The 19,498-nt window shown below is 52.1% G+C and carries 11 protein-coding genes; 3 read left to right on the top strand and 8 right to left on the bottom strand.

Features of this window, described 5'->3' with window-relative positions; genetic code table 11:
* From C2U68_RS01340 to C2U68_RS01305, 8 genes are all read right to left on the bottom strand, one after another.
* Positions 1 to 3,622, bottom strand: a 3,622-nt coding sequence (locus tag C2U68_RS01340; protein ID WP_186289465.1) for an Ig-like domain-containing protein, incomplete at its 3' end; no start/stop codon positions are given.
* 35 nt (positions 3,623 to 3,657) lie between these two features.
* Positions 3,658 to 4,149 (bottom strand): DsbA family protein, encoded by a 492-nt coding sequence (locus C2U68_RS21035; protein WP_186289464.1) that lies wholly within the window; start codon positions 4,147 to 4,149, stop codon positions 3,658 to 3,660.
* A 502-nt stretch (positions 4,150 to 4,651) separates the two neighbouring features.
* Positions 4,652 to 5,137 carry a hypothetical protein gene (locus C2U68_RS01330; protein ID WP_140910703.1) on the bottom strand — a complete coding sequence of 162 codons (486 nt, stop codon included), beginning with the start codon at positions 5,135 to 5,137 and terminating at the stop codon, positions 4,652 to 4,654.
* Positions 5,137 to 6,252, bottom strand: a complete 1,116-nt coding sequence (locus C2U68_RS01325) for a hypothetical protein (protein WP_140910702.1) — start codon at positions 6,250 to 6,252, stop codon at positions 5,137 to 5,139. Before C2U68_RS01325 ends, C2U68_RS01330 begins: the two co-directional genes overlap by 1 nt.
* The gene (locus C2U68_RS01320) at positions 6,246 to 9,797 is read right to left on the bottom strand and encodes a carboxypeptidase-like regulatory domain-containing protein (protein WP_140910701.1); all 3,552 of its coding nucleotides are present in this window, start codon (positions 9,795 to 9,797) and stop codon (positions 6,246 to 6,248) included. The genes C2U68_RS01325 and C2U68_RS01320 overlap by 7 nt, the downstream gene beginning before the upstream one ends.
* A 189-nt stretch (positions 9,798 to 9,986) precedes the next feature.
* Entirely contained in the window at positions 9,987 to 10,661 is a 675-nt protein-coding gene (locus C2U68_RS01315; protein WP_140910700.1) for a PEP-CTERM sorting domain-containing protein, read from the bottom strand.
* A gap of 172 nt (positions 10,662 to 10,833) precedes the next feature.
* Positions 10,834 to 12,861: a cytochrome c family protein gene (locus C2U68_RS01310; RefSeq protein WP_140910699.1), complete on the bottom strand. Its 2,028-nt coding sequence runs from the start codon at positions 12,859 to 12,861 to the stop codon at positions 10,834 to 10,836.
* On the bottom strand, positions 12,858 to 16,337 hold the full coding sequence (locus C2U68_RS01305; RefSeq protein WP_186289463.1) for an FG-GAP-like repeat-containing protein: 3,480 nt from the start codon (positions 16,335 to 16,337) through the stop codon (positions 12,858 to 12,860). Before C2U68_RS01305 ends, C2U68_RS01310 begins: the two co-directional genes overlap by 4 nt.
* A gap of 257 nt (positions 16,338 to 16,594) precedes the next feature.
* On the opposite strand from C2U68_RS01305, the gene C2U68_RS01300 reads away from it, so the two are divergent.
* The 3 genes from C2U68_RS01300 (at position 16,595) to C2U68_RS01290 (ending at position 19,452) form a co-directional block, all read left to right on the top strand.
* Positions 16,595 to 17,761: an aminotransferase class V-fold PLP-dependent enzyme gene (locus tag C2U68_RS01300; protein WP_140910697.1), complete on the top strand. Its 1,167-nt coding sequence runs from the start codon at positions 16,595 to 16,597 to the stop codon at positions 17,759 to 17,761.
* 280 nt (positions 17,762 to 18,041) lie between these two features.
* Positions 18,042 to 18,521, top strand: coding sequence for a hypothetical protein (locus C2U68_RS01295; protein ID WP_140910696.1), 480 nt, complete (start codon positions 18,042 to 18,044; stop codon positions 18,519 to 18,521).
* A 136-nt stretch (positions 18,522 to 18,657) separates the two neighbouring features.
* The gene (locus C2U68_RS01290) at positions 18,658 to 19,452 is read left to right on the top strand and encodes a hypothetical protein (RefSeq protein WP_140910695.1); all 795 of its coding nucleotides are present in this window, start codon (positions 18,658 to 18,660) and stop codon (positions 19,450 to 19,452) included.
* Positions 19,453 to 19,498 lie beyond the last annotated feature (46 nt).

Below are 19,498 nucleotides of genomic sequence, written 5' to 3'. Positions count from 1 at the left end.
CGTTCGCCGGGCTGTATTGTGCCAGACCGTTGCCTTGCAGGTCGGCTCCCGCACCGGTGGTGAAGCTTCTGTCCTCGGCACTCGCCAATACGTTGCCGCTCAGGTCTTCCACGCCTTCGACGTGCAGGCTGTAGCCGGTGTTCGGCTGTAACGGCTGTTGCAATTTCAGCGTCAGCGTCTTCCGGTCCCCGCTCAGTTCCCGCGTCACCGCGATCACGTCGCCGCCTTTGCGCAGTTCCACTCCACCCAGACTCAAACCGCTCACCGGCTCGTCAAACCGCACTTGCAGAACTCCGTTCGTCGGAACGCTGGCTTGGTCGGGCCCTACACTGAAAGCGGTGATTTTAGGTCCACTGGCATCCTTTTCGAAGGAAGTAGTGAAATAGTAATTCGAGTAATTTAACGAGTTGCCAAACAGATCCTTAATCGCATTGGTTAGCGCAATACGGTGCTGCCGTCCGACAGCCAAAGCTTGGTTCGGCACAAACGTCGCACTTTGACCGTCTCCGTTTAGCGTGACAACACCCAACACTTGTTGCCCGGTTACGCTGTCATAAAGCAATACCGATTGGTCATTCACCGAGTCGGTGTGCACCGGCTCGCTAAAACGCACTCCGACGACAACGTTGACCGGAACATTGCTGCTGTTCGAGTTCGGATCGACGGCGGCAACAGTCGGTGGCGTAGTATCTACCGTGTTTCCGGTTTTATAGTGAAAGCTATGGGGTGAAGCTATCGGATTGCCGGCTCTATCCCTAACACCATCGACGACAACTTTGTAGTCCGTGTAGTCGGCAAGAATATCGCTCGGTGTGAAAATCAATTGCAGACCGTCGCTCGACAAGCGTACCCGCCCACCCACTTTGGCTGCGCCTTCCAGTAGGCCTTGGTAAACGGAAATCGAATCGGTGTTGATGGACTTGGCCTGTAAAGGCTCGGCAAAAGTTACGATAATCGGGTTGTTTTCCGGTATATCGGTTGCCTCATTGGCCGGCGAAGTTGAATTCACCGTCGGCGGCGTCACATCCGGATTCAGCGGATCGGTGCCTTTTTGCACTTCGACGCCGTCCTCGATGCCGTCATTATCCGAATCGGCGTCGGTCGGACTGGTATGCATATCAACTTCGTCGCCGTCTTTAATGCCGTCGTCGTCGGTGTCCGGATCGGCCGCATTGGTTCCGTAGATTGCTTCCTGTTCGTCGCTGAGACCGTCGCGGTCGGTGTCGGCTTGTACCGTTAATGTTAAAGTCGGCGTAGTTGTTTGGTTTCCGCCGAAATCCAACGCCCTCGCGGTAATAGAAATACTAGAGCCGACCGTTCCGAACGGCACTGAAACCGGGTATTGATAAGGACGCGAAGTATCGGTGTAAATCACTTCGCCATTCATCAGGAAAGACACCGATTTCACGCCGATATCGTCGTCGGCGTTGGCAGTAATCGTTATTTTTTTGCCTTCCACGACCACAGTGTCTTGCGGCGGCTCGGAAATTTCGATGGTCGGTGCCACACCGCCTTTGTCTTCGGTGAGCCGGTATTGGGCGATGAACAATCGGGTATTGCCGTCGCTACCGTAATCCTGACCAACGACATAGGCTTCTTCCGTCACGTAAACATAATTGCTATCCAAAGCAATACCGGTACCGGCATAGTCGCCTAAACGGGACAGATCGATGGTACCTTGAAATACCGCGTTTTCCGGATCTTCGATGTTGACGTAAGCAGTCACGTTGGGAAACAGTTGCTCCGCGGCAAATGCGAATCCGTCGGTCAATTCGATGTCGCGGGGGACGAAATTAGCATCGCCGCCGATCACAACGGGATTGCCAGCATCGCGGACATCGACCACTTTCCAACCCGACGAATACGCGGCGACATAAGCGTAACCGTCTTTTAGTACAACATCCTTAACCGGGCCGATACTCAAACTGCCTTTCTTCAAAGGATTGGTTTTATCGGTAATGTCGACCGCGTGCAACGAAGATCCGGCTACCGCAACCAAGGTAGTTCCTTGAACGTCAACGCCTTTGGTCTCACCTAAACCACTTAACGCACCGGCGAAAAGCGGTTGATTTGGCTTGCGGACATCGACGATCTCGAGCCCGTTATTGCCATCCGCAATATACGCGAATTGGTTGTCGATCTTAACGTCCTGGGCTATGCCGGCCGTTTCGTAGGAGGCCATCAAGCTGGGCGCGGTCGGATCGGTGACGTCGATGATCTGCAAGCCATGGTCGCCGTCGGCCAGATAAACCAAATTGCCGACAACACGCACGTCAATCGCGGTACCGGCAGTATCCAGACTGCCGACAATACTGGGTGCGGAACGGTTCGCTACGTTAAGAATTTGTAAGCCTTTGCTACCCGCAGCCACATACGCATAGTCTCCTGCGACATCGACGTTATTGGCGTAGCCAGGAATCGCGATCGAAGAAAGGGCGGTTGGATTGAAGGTGCCGATGGTCACCGTGACCGTTTTTTCCAATCCGCCGTTGCGAACGGTCAAATTCGCGGTGCCGGACTGGCCGGCGAACAATAAACCGTCCTTGGCGCCGAAACTCACTACACTCAAATTGCTGGAGCTGTAAGTAGTGCCAGTCGATTTTGCGGTGAGATCGACCAAACTGCCGTCGCCGCGTTTGCCGGAAACTTTTACCTGTAAATTGGCCTCGTTATAAACGGTATTGAAGGTCATGGTCGGATTGGCGGGCGACACCACCAATTCTACGTAGTTACGCCCGCCGCCATCGGTACCATCCGTCGGGTTATAGCCGGCTATGATCTCGTCGTTGTCGTTGACCCCGTCGCCGTCCGTATCGGCTTTCAACGGATCGGTGACATAACCTTTCGACCCGGAAACCTCGACACCATCACTCAAACCGTCGCCATCACTGTCGGCCAGTCTGAAATTGGTACCCGCTTGATACTCCTGCTTGGTGGTCAAACCGTCGTTATCAGGATCTTCCAAAGCATCTAACGGGTCGTTGGGATTCAAGCCGTTAGCAATCTCAAAATCGTCCGGCAAACCGTCATCGTCGGCGTCTCCCGTAGTCACCACATTGATGCGCTTAAAGGCGACTACTTCGTCCTTCCGCGCAGTAATCAACACACTACCGCTAGACACCGCCGTTACCAAACCTTCGGAGTCGACGCTGACAATGGCCGGATTACTGGAGGTGTAGTTCGTACCATTGCTGGACGCTGAGATGTCCTTTACCGTTCCATCCCGATAAGTAGCGTCTACGACAAGCTGCGCAGTGGCGCCTTGGCTGATTAGGGTTTCGGTGGAAGGTTCGGTAAATTTTAGGCTAACCGGTATCGGTTCAATCACTTGGAACTTTATTTCCGGCACATTGACTATGCCGTTTTGCACCACATTGAAATATTCGCTTTCCCCGGAAAAGGTATCTCCGAGAATGGTACAGGTGGCCCGCGCCCTGACCCGGCCCATTTGCGACGGCACGTTTGGCATCGCCCAGCCGCCATCCTTGTTGACCTGCACAGTTCGATTCAGAATGTTGACGACGCAGTTTTGATCCAAACCGTTACCTGCCGCTTGCCCTTGCCAGATCAATCCCAGCAAGAACGTCAACAGCGAAAATGATTTCGTAATCTGTGTGTTCATCGTCTTCATCTCCCGATCCCTAAGACGCTATTACGTTATTTTTTTAGACTATCAATCATGTTGGCGAAGGTTTCGAACGACTGCACGCCGTCGAAGCGCCGATATTCCACCAATTGCTTATTTTTATTAATTTTGCCGATCAGAAATGCTGGCGTGCCGTTGACACCCAAACTAGAACCTAATGCAATGTCGCTTTGCAGCTTGTCGAGTTGGACCGGATCGTCCATGCATTTACGCAACACCGCCAAATCCAACTTGTGCCGCGAAACCACTTCGGCAAGCAATTCGTCGTTGACTTGACCCTTGGCTTCAAAAATCGCATCGTGCATCGGCCAATATTGTTTTTGCTCGCCGGCACAACGCGTTGCCAAGGCCGCCATTTTTGCATGGGCGTGAAATTCCAAGGGAAAATCCATCATGACATACTGGATAACACCCTTGTCTATGTAACGCTCGCGCAGTTTGGGCAACACGTTCTTGTTATGCTTAGCGCAAAACGGGCATTCGTAATCGGAAAATTCAACCACCGCAATATTGGGCGACGCCTTAGCTGAACTTATATTTGCGGCACCCGCCAAGGAAATTGGCTCTGCTTTCGGTTGCGATTGAACTAGTTTCTGCTCCAAAGCAAATACCTTATCCTTCAATTGGCCAATTTCCTTTCTCATCTCCGACAACTGGGTAAATACTTCGTCAGCGACCCAACCTTCTTCAGCCGATACAGAGGAAACCCACGACAAAAAAAATAACATGGTAATTGCCTTAATATTCTTGGCGGACAATCCCGCTAGTATTTCCATATATTTATTCAACATTGCTTATTGATTAGCCGAAGACGATAACACTGAATTTCGCGGCAGATTGAATTCAAAGAGCCGCCGGCAACTTCGAAACAAACCACCAGATTTTTTCCACTTGAGAAATACCTAAAAACTCAATCATAGAATATTGACTGTAAACCACTATTAACAGCGCTAATCAAATTACACGAAAACCGAATACTCCAATCCGATCGGCATAAAATGAATACTAAAGACTAACGTTTCTAATTTCGATGCCACGATCGACTAATAGCTTTTGGACTTTAGAAAGTTTAACTCCGCTCTCATCCGAAACCTTGAACCTTTGTCCCGAGTGCGCAATAAAGACCAAGGACAAACTCGGAAAATCAACACCGCCATGCTCCGATATCACGTAATCGATATCGCCAAAATTTAATGCAAAAGAATCGTCAGACTTAAGAAACAAAAAATTGGATTTAGGGGGAACTTCCCATCGAATAAAACTCTCGGTTACCAGAATTTTCCAGCCACCGCCGATAACTATAAATACAATTCCGCGCAACAAAAATAACAAAGAAACCAACCGTGCGATAAACTTGGTAAAACCCCAAAAAAAATCGAACTGCGGATAATAAGCCGAGTACCTTTCAACACAAAAAACAACAACAAACAGAACACAGAAAAAAAACAGATATTTAAGACCAACAGCCCGCAGACTTTTGTTATATTCCATTAATCGTCGATCAATTTGTATTTCTTAGCTATAGCGCCTAATAGATAATCGGAGTACAGAACGCCTTCGCCGACAGAAACCTTTCCAAAAAAGTCCGCAACAATCGAATCGCCTTCTTGCTTAAACCGCAGAAGCTCAAGTTTTCCATGCCCAGTTTGGGAAAAATTAAACTCAACAAAGACATCAATTAGAGAACCATTTTTAATAAAACCGAGCAGATTTACGTTCTTCCAAGACGAAACATAGGCAACAAAATTCTCAACATTCATCACACTTTGATGACCGGTAACACCGACCATGCGTATTGGATTGTTAGCCCCCGAAGCTAAAAACGCTGTATTTAAGCCACTTTCTTTCACTTGTTTTATCGTTTTGACAACAGCAGAAGCGATCTTTCTGTTCTCGAGGTCCTTGACCTTGACAATCAAATCGTCCAGCTCCTTACAATCCAAACAGAACTTCTCGTTTAATTCAATTAGCAAATAGTTTAAAAAAATAGGGCAACTATTTTTTGGGTCCTCATCTCCGAAAGGCCACTTCAATTTGATTTTATTCGTAGCGACCGCGGAACCATCAGAAAGCGATTTATCACTAGCTCCGCTATTGACTAATGTGTAATAAATACTTTCATAAATCTTGTTTTCAGGATTGTTTGCAAACTCAAAATCCAGCAAACAATCTTTAAAATCAACAGTACAATGAAAATCTTCTCTCCATGGAATATTTTTATTTGGGTATAAATAATCTACGCCCATACCGATATATCTACCCCAGCGAACTCCGCCTACAAACCTAATATCTTGTTGCTCGGTATAAAACTTTTTCGGCATTGGAGAGACTTTTTCAAAACCTTTAGTTTTGTCTTTAATCAGATAGCCGACCGTCCTACCGTTTTTCAAATCAGAAATCAATTTATTCAAAACGCTTGCCGAGCTGCGATAATTCGCATCACTTGGACTTATAACGCTATCAAAACATATTTCTCCCTCGACGTAGGCAGTCTTATCACCTATCAAGGTTACATATTTTTTGCTCGCATCGGCAAAAGCGCCAATAGAATGCAGCAAAATCCAAATCAGAAACAGTAGTCTATAAATTAGTTGTTGCATTAACATGAACCATCTTGCCCTGGATAGATAATAATCACATAAGTGAATTGCGGTGGATTTAACAACTCATATCCAAACAAGGATATTCTAACCCCGACTTTTGCTTCACCCGTAAATGCGGCGAGCGTATAACCACAAAACGTCGGACAGTTATTACCGTAAATAGGCAAATTCCCTTGAAAACCGCTTTGACCCAACCTTGCTGCTGCGGTAGCCGTTACCCCCACATCGATAATCTGCTTTGGAGTGCCCGCTAGCAATACATCGGCCCCGATACTTTTAATATCTAAGCCTATGGTTGGCTTAATCGAGATATTGGCTCCACCTGTGAGAGCTACGCAACCCTCAGCGTCAATACAATCAAAAAGATACTCCCCATATCCTCCGGCGCTCCCCGTGAGAGACACATCGGCCCAAATTCCCCATTTTCCGTCTCCGAACACATGAATACCATATCCTTTATATGCCAAGGTTTCGTCGAAACTTAACTTCGGCGCTTGGGATAAAGTCGCAGTTATCTCCACATATCCAAGAATATTCACCCTTTCGTATCTGGAAACGGGATTTGTCATTCTGCAATCTTTACAACACCTTTTTCCTGTTGCAACCTCACCACGCGCCTCAACCTTTACCCCATTGATATTCAAATAAGGTATTTTCTTTAAGACATTCTGCGCCTTGTCTGCGAAATCTTTTACCTTGCCCAAATTCGACTCTGAAAATCGAAAAATCTGATCATTTCCCTCATCGACAGGGCATTCGGGCATCCCGCATCGACCGTCTTTGCATTCAAAACAATTTTGTTTCTCCGAGCCATCCCCACATTTGGCTTTATCTTTTGCGGGATCGGGCTTAATAGCCATGTCCATGCAACTACCACACTTCGCATCTTCTTTTGTAATATCAGCATCATCTTTCTGATCTTTTGCGCTACCGTTTTCGCAGCCTGGCTTTTTGCAATCGCCTTTTATATCGTTTTTCGAGACATCCGAGTCATTAGGAACTTGGGTAGGACTTCCGCCCTTACATCCTGGCTTTTTACAGTCTTCTGGAACATCCTTTATTGATGTCGGCGTTTTGCTGTCGTCTGGAACAATCTGACAGTTACCCACGCATTTTTGACATTCCCCAGGACTCGAAGCGCAACCACTTCCTCCAGGCTGACTACCGCAATGCCATCCCGCTTTGATTACCCCCACGCCCTCATTAGACTTGATCACGCTGCCATCGGCGGCAACCGTACCCAAACCAATCGCCACAAACTCTTCCAGGTCATGGTCGTAGGAATACATCTCGACTTGCGCCCCCGGCTTATGCCCGTCGACGTTAGGCAAAGTCAGCCGGGCCGGCGGATCGAACTTGGCGCCGACCGGCTGGATGGTGACAATGAACTGCGGCTGCATGCCGTTGGGCGGTGCCATCGGGATTTTGCTGGCATTCACCGGCGTGACCGACAACTTGCCGGTCTTTTTGCCGTCCGGAAAGGTGACCGAGCCTTTTTTGACTTCCAGTGCAAAACCGGGCACTTCAGGCAAAGTGAGTGTAACGTCCTGATCGCCGACGATTTTGGCGTTGACGGTATCCAGTTTGACTAGATAGATCGGTGCAGACAGGGGGTTATCGGCACCGGCGATAGTGACAAGATTAAAAGCCAACGTCGGCCATTCGCCTTCGGCGGTAGTGGTACTGCCATCAGCGATTAAACGGACCGCACCGATCGGCACTTCGGTGATTTTAAACTGGCCTTTGTCGTCGCTTTGCGCTTCGCGGGTAGTGCCGTCGACGCGCACGGTGACTTTGGGTAGCGGATGTTCCTGATTATCCAGGACCACGCCGCTAATGCTGGTTTGGCCGGGATTGCCGCTCTTCAGGGCTGAAGCGGTGAAACCAGCGTACAACTCGGTTCCGACTAAAGTCGCACTGACCCTATGCACATCCAGCCCTTCTTCGCTACCCAGCGTAAATTCGGCAGTAGCGCGGCCGTCGCTGTCGGTGGTGCTGGTGATGGCGGTTTGGCCGTTTTGGAATTTGCCACCACCTTGGGTGACCTTGAACTCTATTTTGGCTCCCGGTACGACGTTCGCGCCGTCGTCGACCACTGCAACGACAAACGGCAACGGTAACGGTTGACTAACCGCGCCACGTTGGTTGTTGCCGCTGTTGACGGTAACTTTGTTGCCGGCCCCGACTGTCGCGCTGGCATAGAACAGCACTTCGCCGTCAAAACCAACTGATGTAGCTCTAACGCGCTGGTTTCCGGTACCAGCCCGGCTGCCGGTCTTAAAGGTGGTGGAAGCGACGCCTTGGGCATCGGTTTGCACCAGCACGCCTTGACCTTGGTCGCTGTTGCCGACGCTTAATACGCCGTCGCCCTCGGTGACGCGGTAGATCACCGGTTTGTTGGCAACCGGTTTATTGGCGCTATCCAGCAACTTGACTTTCAAGGGTTGCGCCAAAGCGGCGTTGATTTTTGCTGTTTGGTCCTGGCCGCCAAACAGTTCAATGTGCTGCGGAGCCAAGGGTTGATAAGTGACTTTGATGCTGATGCTGCTGGTATTGCCGACATTATCGGCAGCATCGATCTTGATCGTGTTTTCGCCGACGTTCAATGCCACGTTTTCGGCCAAATAACTGCGGTTGGCAATCGAGGCTGCTACGCCATTTACTTTGACGTTGGCTTGGCCTTCGGCGACGGTACCGCGCACGATATCGTTGATCAGGCCGGATACCGCGATTTTATCGGTGCGCACGGTATCGCCGTTTTTGGGCGATTCGACTGTTAAATACGGCGGCGTCATGTCCAAGGATAGCGAAATGGCGTCGCTGACATCTTCGCCTTTAGCATTAACTGCGCGGGCCGTGATGGTGTTATGGCCCTCGTCCAACGAGACGTCAGCTTGAAAGCTACCGTTGTTGTTGGTGACTGGTGCACCGTTTAGCGTAATCTGGGCAGCAGGATCTGAGACGGTGCCTTTGACGGTTTGCGGCGTATGACCAACGGTGAGCAGCGTCGCCGGGCTGATGATTTGCACCTTCAAGGCTTGTGCGACGGCTTTTTCGACCCGAGTGGAAAAACTGAAGGTATTGGGGCCGCCGCCAGCGACGATGACAGTCACCAAGCCGCTACCGCCAGCGGTAAAGTTGCCGCCAACGTAGCCGGTCAAATCGAAATAAGGTTCGCCGGCGTCGGTGGTACCGCTCGCATTGCTAATCGAGACTTTGCCGGCCGGTGCCAAGCCGGTGATAACTAACCGCAACGGTCCGGCGATTTCACCACCACTGGTATTTTGGAGGCTAACGCCGACCGTTGCGTCGTTGCTGCGGCGGTTGCGCACCGGAGTAGCTAGTTTGACGCTGACCTGGCTGGCAGAGACCGTTTCCCAACTTCCGGTTGCGGCTTCGGCGGTTTCCGGAAACTGCAGGGACAAGAAAAACAACATAAAAAAAGCCGCGATGGGAAATAGCGGCTTTATCGGTGTTGAGAAATAAGCTCTCGACTGTGCGACTGTCCTACCCATTAACAAAACTTGCAAACGCTGGATAACCGACATCCGTAACTCCTTATTTTTCTTTTGTCATCGCGACACCCATGCATCGCCGCTTGTTTAACTGTCAGGCTCCGTAGCCTTCCTGATGGACACAAAAAACGCAGATGTGAGCAATAAACTCTGACACCTGCGTCTCCACGTTAGCCACTGAGCCGCACTCTAGCAAATTATATTTTGCGAAACAACTCTAAGTTATTGGATTCGATTTTGAACTTTACGGCGACTTCTGGATACACGGCCGCAATAAGCCAATCCGCCAAGCATCATCAGTCCGAGTGTTCCGGGCTCAGGCACGCTAACCGGTGGTTCTGAGCGCTGTTCCAGACGAACGTTATCCAACAGAACCCTGGAATCCAGACCATCTTCTTCATCGTTCAATTCGAACGAAAATGCCACAGAACGGCCTACGTAAGCGCTAAGGTCCAGCGAAAAAGACGTTGCACTGGTCAAGGCATCAATGGTTGCCAACAAGACATCTCCCAAACCATTGGCGTCGTACATCCAAAGCGATAAATTGTCGCTAAACAAGCCTACGGGGTTTTCCGAGCCGTCATTCCCCAATGAGCCAAACAGCGCATCGAACTTGAGAAACTCGTCACCGGCCCCCAACAAAATCGGGCTACCGAAATTAAAGGTGCCATCGTCGCCCTGCACTAATACTGCAGAAAAAGGTGCCGTACCGGCTCCCGTGACTAGTTCAGCGGCGCCGGCTGAATTCCAACTCACCGCGCCGTTACTGGTTACGGTAGACCAGCCGTTAAGATCGCTATTGAACGTCCCGTTAACAATGGCCGCCGCGGAAACCGAATCAGCGTAGAGCATTGCAACCAAAACAGCCGCGCCGAAAGGAAACAATTTTGTTTGCATGTTAAATTCCTGTGATTTGAACAATGCCCTGTCCGCACACAAAAATTATGCCTTTTTGTAGGTTTTAACAGAAATTCAACCCATTACATTCGTTAAGGTAAATTTCCGCCCCCGCACTTGAGTACGAATGTAAAATTTCCCGACAAAAAGCCAAGCGACACCTTGCAGTGATTTACTGATCATAGGCCGCATTCGCAACCTGGGGTCTGATTTTGACCGGCAACGTCAAGGATGTCGCAGCCATTTCAACAATCGGCAATTCGAGCCGCTCATCCTTGAATGCCCAGCGGGCATAGCGGTTATTCAATTTGCGATAGTTGATGCCCGCAGTCACCGTCAATGGGCCTTTCGTGTCGTCCGAAATAGCAAAAGAGTAACTAGTCACGTCACTACCGCCCGGCGGAATCGTGCGCTTAAAGCTATCCCCCACCATATTGAACAAATCATGCCGCCAAACGGCATTGCCTTGCCGATCTATTGGAATCGACCGGTAGAAATAGGCGTTCGGCTCGACGTTATTGCCGGCGTCGAGTTGGCCAGATTCGTAAACCGTGCGCCCCTGGCCATCCTTAACCAGAAAATGAATCCAGACTTCGTTGATGTCGGTAGTACCTCCGGGAAAGGCATGACCGACCTGCGCATTAGTCACAGCCACTTTCAACGTCACTTTTTCACCTAAGTAACAATAGGCCGGAGCTTCGGTCGAAGGAATCAAACTCGGATCGACATGGCGCGCGGTTTCTACCGCGTCGTTACGATTCGGCTTGTCTATGCTGATCCGCACCTGATCGGCAGTCAAAAACCGCCTTGTTCTTTCCAGCTGACCTTCGTTGCGTGTTACCCACGGAACCGCCATGTTTGCACCAACATTGAAATGCGTTTTGATCAATCCCTCCGGACTCGCAGAGGGATCTTTGCCAGGCTGAAGCGGAAAATGGCAATCCTGGCAACGGCGTTGCTGGGCATGAGCAAACGTTTGCCGGGTTTGTCCCGAGTAAGGACCGTTCAACCATGCGGTGTAATCGTCTTGCATCTTCACCCAACCCCAGTTATTAAAGTCTTTGTCCATAAACTGCGCATGGCAAGTAGCGCATATTTCCGGCGCCGCTAACACACTTTTCGCGAGATCCGCTTTGTGCTGCTCGGGTTTCAAGCGTATCAAAAAGTTATTCAGAAACACCGGCAGCGATCTATCCGCACCATCAAACAAATACGCTTGCGGTGGCGCAAACCGGTAGCTGGCAACGCCTTTCAAATGTTCTATACGCTCGATGCCATGGCAAGCCATGCAACTGACACCCTGCTGCATGTGGCCGGGCGTGTCCAGCTTTCCGCCCTTGGTCAGTTGACCGCTCAGTAACGCGACCGGCGCGTGACAGCCCTCGCAATAGCGGGTTGCATCCATGCCCTTGCGTTCCGATAACAATTTAATATTGGTTTGGTAGGTTTTATCGGATGCGGCTTGGGCATGAATCGAGGCTTGCCATTGCTCAGCGATCTCCAAATGGCAACTGGCGCAACGCTCGGAACCGCCGACGCGCTTCACATCAAAAAACCCTCCCGTGCTGGTTTCCGTTTGACTTGGACGAAACGGATGTTCGCCGTAGCTGTAGCCGTAGGGCTCTATCGCAGGCGTGTCGCTATAGGGACTGGTGCGAAATTGATACGCAAACGTCGCCCCGGCAACGAATAAAAAACCAATTACAGTAATCGTCACCAAACCCTTTGCCGAAGAACCGGCCAGTGACGGAAACCGGCTGGGCTCCTTGTTTTTGCGGCGCTCCGGCAACGAAAGCGCGTGAAAGGCGACATGCCCGACGAGAATTGCGACCGCAACGGCAGACAACCAAACATGCGATTGAAACACCCAACGCTCTGCTTCCGATTGGCCGAACAAAACCACATGCAAGCCAGTGACAACCAAAGCGACGACTAACAAAGCGGCCAAAATACCGGAAAAAGCTACCCAAGAGCGCTTCAGGCCAATCGTTCGGCGAAAGTGCAAGAATAGGTAAGGCAGCAATGCTGCTGACAACGCCAGCCCCAAAAACGTATGTAACAACCAAAGCCATTGTTGAAATACCGAAAAAGCCGGCCAACCCCAACTCAAGTATCCACTCCAAATCAGCACCAGGATCAGCCCGGCAAGCGGCCTGGCATAACGCCGTTCGGCGAGCATTTGACTGTTTTGTAGACTCATGACTTACCCTCCGAACCTTGACCAAATATCAGCATTTTCGCCGACGGGTCGTTGCGTTTAAGCAAAAACTCGACCCCACTCAGCCGAAGATCGTCTTGCTCGTTAGCGCTACCGGCAATCTTGCGCGCGAACTCGACTAACGAATCGTCGTTAAAGCTGAATAATTTTTCCAACAGAGCCGGCCGTAGCGGATCTTTCTTGTTTTGTGCCGCGGCGTAAAGCTGATTCAATGCATCGGGATCGAACTCAGTGGTGTATCGTTTCAACACCGCTTCGCGTAACGTTAAGTCGAGCGTAGTATCCAGCAACATCCGCCGCGCGGCTTCGCGCTTGTCCGGACTTGTTTCTCCCGCGTAGATTAACACCGGGCAGAATTCCTTGAACGCGGCGTCCGCAGTGAAGCAAACCGCTGTCAGACTCGGCGTTGATTGCGAACCCGTATTTTGTGCCGACAATACTGCTAACAACCTATTCGGCGAGGAAATGCCGCGTGCCGACCAAGATCGTAGCGCCTGACCCCGCAATACCGGATCTTCTATCAACGTCCGGAGTTCTTCCTCGCGAAAATCGGCGTTTCGCGCCAGCATCTCTCCCAGCGCCCACTCTCGAATCGCCGGATCAACATCGCGCCATGCTTGGCGTGACAATTCGTTCGTGGCACCCTCGGCCTTGACCGACAATGCTCGGTAAGCCGACGCTCGAACTTCCGGTTCTTTGGCTTTCAACTGTTCCCACAACCAGCTACGAACGTGGGGATCGTCATAGTGCTGCCAAATACTGATCCACGCCAACCGCTGGCCAATATCGGCCGGCTTGAATCGACTGAATAGGTCGAGCGCTTTTTGCCGTAGCGGCCCGCCATCGAACACCGCCGCGTCGTCTCCCAAAACCAGCAATTCGTTTAACACAGCCAATCGTTGTGGCAGTGGCCGATCGCGAAATGCGCCGCTTCCATCTAGAAAATTCGTCAATTTGGCTGGAGCGTCAACATCGCCCAGGCGCTTCGCCGCGACAAACAGTCGTGCAATAACATAGGCAGGTTGTTTGTCGTCCGCCAACAAAGCGTTTAATTTTGGCAACGCTTCGGTCTGACGAATCAGCCCCACTGCCCTGACCAATTCGCCGCGGGCGCTTACATCGCTGTCATCTAACCGGTCAAGCAACGCATGAACACCGCGAAAACGCTCCGCGTCGGCCAAGGCCCTGGCAGCCGCGCCCCTGACCTGCGGAGAGATATCGTCCAATAATCGGATCAGATAAGGTACTGCAAGGTACTTACGGTAGACCACCGCCTCTTCCTCGCGGAAAAAATACCCAAACGTGTCAGCTAGAGCGACTTTGACCTCGACACTGTCGCGATTGAAAGCACCTAATAACCAACGCACCGACGCTTCGTCTTCCATAGCTCGCAAACCCGCAATGGCTGCAACGGCATTCTCGGGCTCAGAATCGTCTAACCCCCTTACCAATACCGCCAATCCGCGTGGGTTTGCAGCCTCTGTAGCCAGTTGAATTGCCGCCTTCCGTACCTCAGGTTCCGAATCGGCCAAAGCCTCACGCAGTTCGCGAAAAAAATCTTCGTCACTCAATATATCCTTCGTCATCCGTAAGCAACGGGCTCTCAGTGCCGGTTGGCCGCCGCCTAAGGCCATCGGCAGAAGCGCTTTGGCGTCGCGAGCTAGCTTGGCATCCAATGGCTGGAGCTCGCTTTGGTCCTGGTCGACTAACCAATAGCGATCGACTTGCTTGGGGTAAACAACCTGCCGCCCGCCGTCAGGCCACTCAACCACTACCTTCTCGACAGATGGGTTGGGACCTAACCCAAACAGCAAACGCTTGTCGCTATCCGACAAAAATCCTTCGCCGCTAACAAGGGTTTTGGTTTGGCGTCCCGTAGCCGTGTAGGCGTGGACAATGGCTCCCAAGCCGTCGCGGTTGCTACGCTGCCCCTGCAATTTCAAGCCCAGCCAGTGTCTGGCCTGGGAATCGTTCCGGAGGTACTGGCCCAATTCGTTGTTTTGGGTAAAGTAAAGATCAATGTCGCCGTCGTTATCGAAATCTGCCGCTACCGCCCCGCGCGCGGATGTCTGATCGAAAAACGCCGATCCGGAATTCGCTGAAACAAATTGACCTCGAGTATCGTTTAGCCAAAATTGTTTCGGTTGCCCTTGGCTAAGCCTTGCCGTATCTGGGTCGGGTTCTAAATGTCCAGCAGCGAGCACGACGTCTTCGAATCCATCGTTGTTGAAGTCCCGCACCAACGGCGACCAACCGGATACGTTCAAAAACGCGTCGCTGCCGATGCCAAGCTCCCGGGACCTATCCAAAAAACCAAGGGAACCGTCTCTATCTGCCTGCCAAAACAACGCTAAGGTATTTTCTCCGCTAGGACTGGCCAACAGCAGTTCGGCGCGTCCATCGCCATTCAAATCGCCAGCGCCGATCCCCCTGCTGCCCAAAGCCGAACGTAGCCCCAGAGTTTGGCCTGCCGATTCGAATCGTTTACCGTTACGGTTGAGATATGCAGTGTTTGAGCCGGTGCCCTTGTCGTTGCTGACAAGCAGATCCGGCCAACCGTCTCCGTCAAGATCATGCCAAGACACGTCCAGGGTACGACCATCGGCGCCCTGCACGCCAAACTCCGCCGCCACTTCCTTGAATTTGAACCCGCCTTGATTGACATACAAGCGATTAGGTAACGCCGGATACAAACTGGCGTCGAAGGTACCCTTCTTTTCCGCCACAAACTGACTGTTGGCCTCGTACGTTTTTTTTCCCTTCTCGAACTCGATAAAACGCCCCACGTAGATGTCGAGCAAGCCGTCTCGGTTGAAATCGGCTGCAGCAGCTGAAGTGCTCCAACCGTTATCCGTCAGGCCGCTTACCGCTGTAACTTCGGCGAATTTGCCGCCGCCGGTATTCCGATACAGAAAGTTGCCTTGTTTTGCTGTAACCAGTAAATCGCTATTTCCGTCATTATCAAAATCCGCAGCCAAACACCCCATTCCCCAAAGGGTTTGCTCGAGACCGGCATCGGCCGTGGCATTGCGAAACCTGCCGTCGCCAGTATTGAGAAACAAAGCATTGCCTTGATTTTGTTGCCACCAATACGCCTTACCGTAATAACGCGTCTGGCCGCTGCCATTGACCAAAAACAAATCGACTAGTCCATCGCCATTAAAATCGGCCGCGCACGCGCCGGCACCCAAAGACTCGTCGATACCGGCCAGTTGTTCGTCGCCTTGCTGATGACTGAAAAACAAATCGGCGTCCAAAGTTCGATCGGAAAACACAGGCCTATCGATGTCAACCGCGTGGTTTTCATCGTCAGTGGTTTTCGGGCTGTCCGAGTTCAAAAAGCCTGGCGGTACTCCGACTGGAGTATTCGATAGGGTTACCGCCGACAAAACCAGCAATATTGAAATACCGACTATATCGAGAGAAACCAGCTTCAAATCCTTGATTATGGAACGCATAAATAACTCAAAAAGATAGGGCTGCAGCATAGCCCGAGCGAAGCGAAAAAGTTTACCGGCTATTCTTATATCAGAATCGTTACAAACGATCGATTTATTCTGGACCGAACGCCGAAACTCTGCGGCAGCATCTATTTGATTCGTATCTCCGGAACCATTCAACGAGTATTCCTGCATTGGTCGGACTTGCTCAAGCCTGCCTTCTATGGCACCATCCGGCGATTTTCTAAGCTTCCAAAATTCCAAGGAGAAACCAGATGGCGGGTCGCAATCACCTTTTTGTTCCAGGTCCAACCAATACCCCACACGAAATTCTGAGCGCGATGCACGTGCCGATGGAAGACCACCGCTCGCCGATTTTCCCTAAATTGTTGTCGCCGATTCTGGAAGACCTGAAAAAGGTGTTCCGCACCGAAACCGGCCAATGCTTCGTGTTTCCGGCCACCGGTACCGCCGGCTGGGAAGTGGCAATGACCAACTGTTTGAACCAGGGCGATAAAGTCCTGATTTACCGTTTCGGCCAATTCGGCCATTTGTGGGCGGAAGCCGCGCGCAAACTGGGTTTCGATGTGGAAATTCACCAAATCGAATGGGGCAAGGGCATTCCGCTGGACCATTTGGAAGCGCGCCTGAAAGACGATAAAAATCACGAAATCAAAGCCGTACTGGCCACCCATAACGAAACCTCGACCGGCGTCACCAGCGATATTCCCGGCGTCCGCAAAGCCTTGGATGCGGCCGGCCACCCTGCCCTGCTGTTTTCTGACGGCGTCAGCGCGATCGGCAGTATCGATTTCCGCCAGGACGAATGGGGCGTGGACGCAGCGATCGCCGGCTCGCAAAAAGGCTTCATGTTGCCGGCCGGTCTGGCGATTTTGGGTTTCAGCCAAAAAGCCCTGGCCGCGATCGACAACAGCAACTTCCCGCGTTCTTTCTTCTCGTTGAAAGACATGGCGGCCTCCAATAAAGATGGTTACACCCCTTACACACCGTCCACGCCGATGCTGTACGGCCTGCGCAAAGCGCTGGAATTGCTGCTGGAAGAAGGCATGGAAAACGTCTACGCCCGCCATCACCGTCTGGGCGAAGGCGTGCGCCGCGCCGTGGCGGCCTGGGGCTTGCAAACCTGCGCGCAAGACGGCTGGGCTTCCGACACCGTCACTGCCATCGTGGTACCGGCCGATAAGGACGCGCGCCACGTGATCAGCACCGCTTACAACAAGTACAACATTTCCTTGGGCGCCGGCTTGAGCGAAGTGGCCGGCAAAGTGTTCCGCATCGGCCACGTCGGCGACATGAACGACGTTTCCTTGTTGGGCGCGATTGCCGGCGTGGAAATGGCGATGCTGGATCACGGTTTTGATATCAAAGCCGGCAGCGGCGTCGCCGCGGCGATCGAATACTATCGTTCTACCGCGAAATAGCCCTCGCTGATGGTCGGGCGGCGAATCCAGATTCGCCGCCCGACCACTCGTCCCGTTGCCCCGCTCTGCTGCCGGCATTTTCCGGCCTAAGGTTGTGCGCAGCACACCAAAATCGATCGAAAGTCGCACCAAAATTCGGCAAAAACACTTAACCGGACGGGTTGCGCACCGACCAAAAAACGAATATCCAACTGAAATTAATATATTTTTTTCATGTCGGCGCCATTTTTGCTGATACATACCGAGGACCAACTGTTTTCAACAGCCAAGGGAGGACGTCATGAGACATTCATTATTGCTAATCGCTATGTTGGCCATTCCGGCCCAAGTTAAACCGTTAAACCAGCCCGATCCCGGTTTATATGGCAGTTTCGCTGCCGCGCCGCTGCAGATTCCCAATCTATTACCCTCGCCCGAAACCGTAACATCAAGCCGCTGGTTGTTTCCAGCAGCCCTCCAGGGCTGCCCAAACGCCACGGTTCCGAGCGAATTGTGCAAATTAGTCGAATGGTCGGCCATGGATTATCCGACACTGAGCCAAGTGGCCTGGACCCTAATGCCCAGCGCCGGTTATGGCCTGGCTCAAGCCGGGTTCGCATCGACCGCGGCCGGACACAATATCGATGCCGATCAGACCGAAGCGCAAAATCTATCGGGACTGCCGTTGGCGGCCATAGCCTGGTTTTCGCTGGGCTGCCTGCTTGGGTCGCTAGCCATGCTGCGCCACCACCAGACTCGCCGCGCTTACGCGATCGCTTAAGGTTTTTAAAGGGTATATTTGCGCTTGAGCTTTGAGTTGCCTATAGTCGCTGCCATTGACAATCCAATCGGCGGCGACAGTCGGCAAACTCACCGATACGCCGTCTCGACTCACGACCAAGCAAGAGGCGACGGCCATGGCGAAAACCCTGTACCAATTGCTGAACCTTCCGGAAACGGCTACCGCACAACAAGTCCATAGCGCTTTCAAAACCGTCGAACGGCTCCACACCGGGCGCCATGACGATGCTTCATTGGCGAGTCTGGCCCGCGCCAGAGAGGCGTTCCTGATCCTGTCGGATGCGCAGCGCCGCTTGGCGTACGACCGTAAACTGGCGATGGCGCAGGTCGCGGCCGACTCGGCTATTCCCCTGGCCGAGCGGCATCGGCCTTTCCAACTTGCGCCCCGGCAGATTATGGTCGCCGCGTTACTGGCGGTGGCGGCTGGGCTCTGGCTGTACCGGGATTACCAAAAAACCGAACGACTGGCCGCAGCGGCAGAAAGTCTGCTGCGCCAGCAAGAATGGCTAGCGCAGCAAAACCGGGGCGATCGGCAACAAGCCCAAATCGAGGCCGAACGCAGCCTGCGTCAACAACAACTGGAAGACGCCAATCGCTTGGCGGAACGCCAGCTAGCCAACCAACAACGAGCGCTGGAACTATTGCAAAGCCAAGCGGATACCCAATCTGAGCTTAAGCAGCAGGATATCGCCAACAGCCGCCTGGAAATGCAATATCGAAAACCCGAATTGGCGCTGGAATTGCAGCAGCAGAAACAACAGTACGCCGCGGCCCAACGCGAACGCGCACTGCATCAGCACGACGAGAACATTGCCAGTATCAACAGCCTGAGGGCCGCGCGGATCAGAGCCTACGACCGCGGACACACCACCGGCGAGATTTCCCGCTCAAATCCGGCCTTGGATCCTTAGCCGCCGCGCCGAAAATCGCCGCCGGCTGGCTTATACTGGCGGCCCG

It is taken from the genome of Methylomonas koyamae (assembly GCF_006483455.1).
Taxonomy (GTDB): domain Bacteria; phylum Pseudomonadota; class Gammaproteobacteria; order Methylococcales; family Methylomonadaceae; genus Methylomonas; species Methylomonas koyamae_B.
This window is presented reverse-complemented; position numbering and strand designations above follow the sequence as displayed.

Excerpts from the sequence above, each read along its gene's own strand:
- C2U68_RS01330 (WP_140910703.1), bottom strand. The coding sequence starts at position 5,137 with ATGGAATATAACAAAAGTCTGCGGGCTGTTGGTCTTAAATATCTGTTT.
- C2U68_RS01325 (WP_140910702.1), bottom strand. The coding sequence starts at position 6,252 with ATGTTAATGCAACAACTAATTTATAGACTACTGTTTCTGATTTGGATT.
- C2U68_RS01320 (WP_140910701.1), bottom strand. The coding sequence starts at position 9,797 with ATGTCGGTTATCCAGCGTTTGCAAGTTTTGTTAATGGGTAGGACAGTC.
- C2U68_RS01315 (WP_140910700.1), bottom strand. The coding sequence starts at position 10,661 with ATGCAAACAAAATTGTTTCCTTTCGGCGCGGCTGTTTTGGTTGCAATG.
- C2U68_RS01310 (WP_140910699.1), bottom strand. The coding sequence starts at position 12,861 with ATGAGTCTACAAAACAGTCAAATGCTCGCCGAACGGCGTTATGCCAGG.
- C2U68_RS01305 (WP_186289463.1), bottom strand. The coding sequence starts at position 16,337 with ATGCGTTCCATAATCAAGGATTTGAAGCTGGTTTCTCTCGATATAGTC.
- C2U68_RS01300 (WP_140910697.1), top strand. The coding sequence starts at position 16,595 with ATGGCGGGTCGCAATCACCTTTTTGTTCCAGGTCCAACCAATACCCCA.
- C2U68_RS01295 (WP_140910696.1), top strand. The coding sequence starts at position 18,042 with ATGAGACATTCATTATTGCTAATCGCTATGTTGGCCATTCCGGCCCAA.
- C2U68_RS01290 (WP_140910695.1), top strand. The coding sequence starts at position 18,658 with ATGGCGAAAACCCTGTACCAATTGCTGAACCTTCCGGAAACGGCTACC.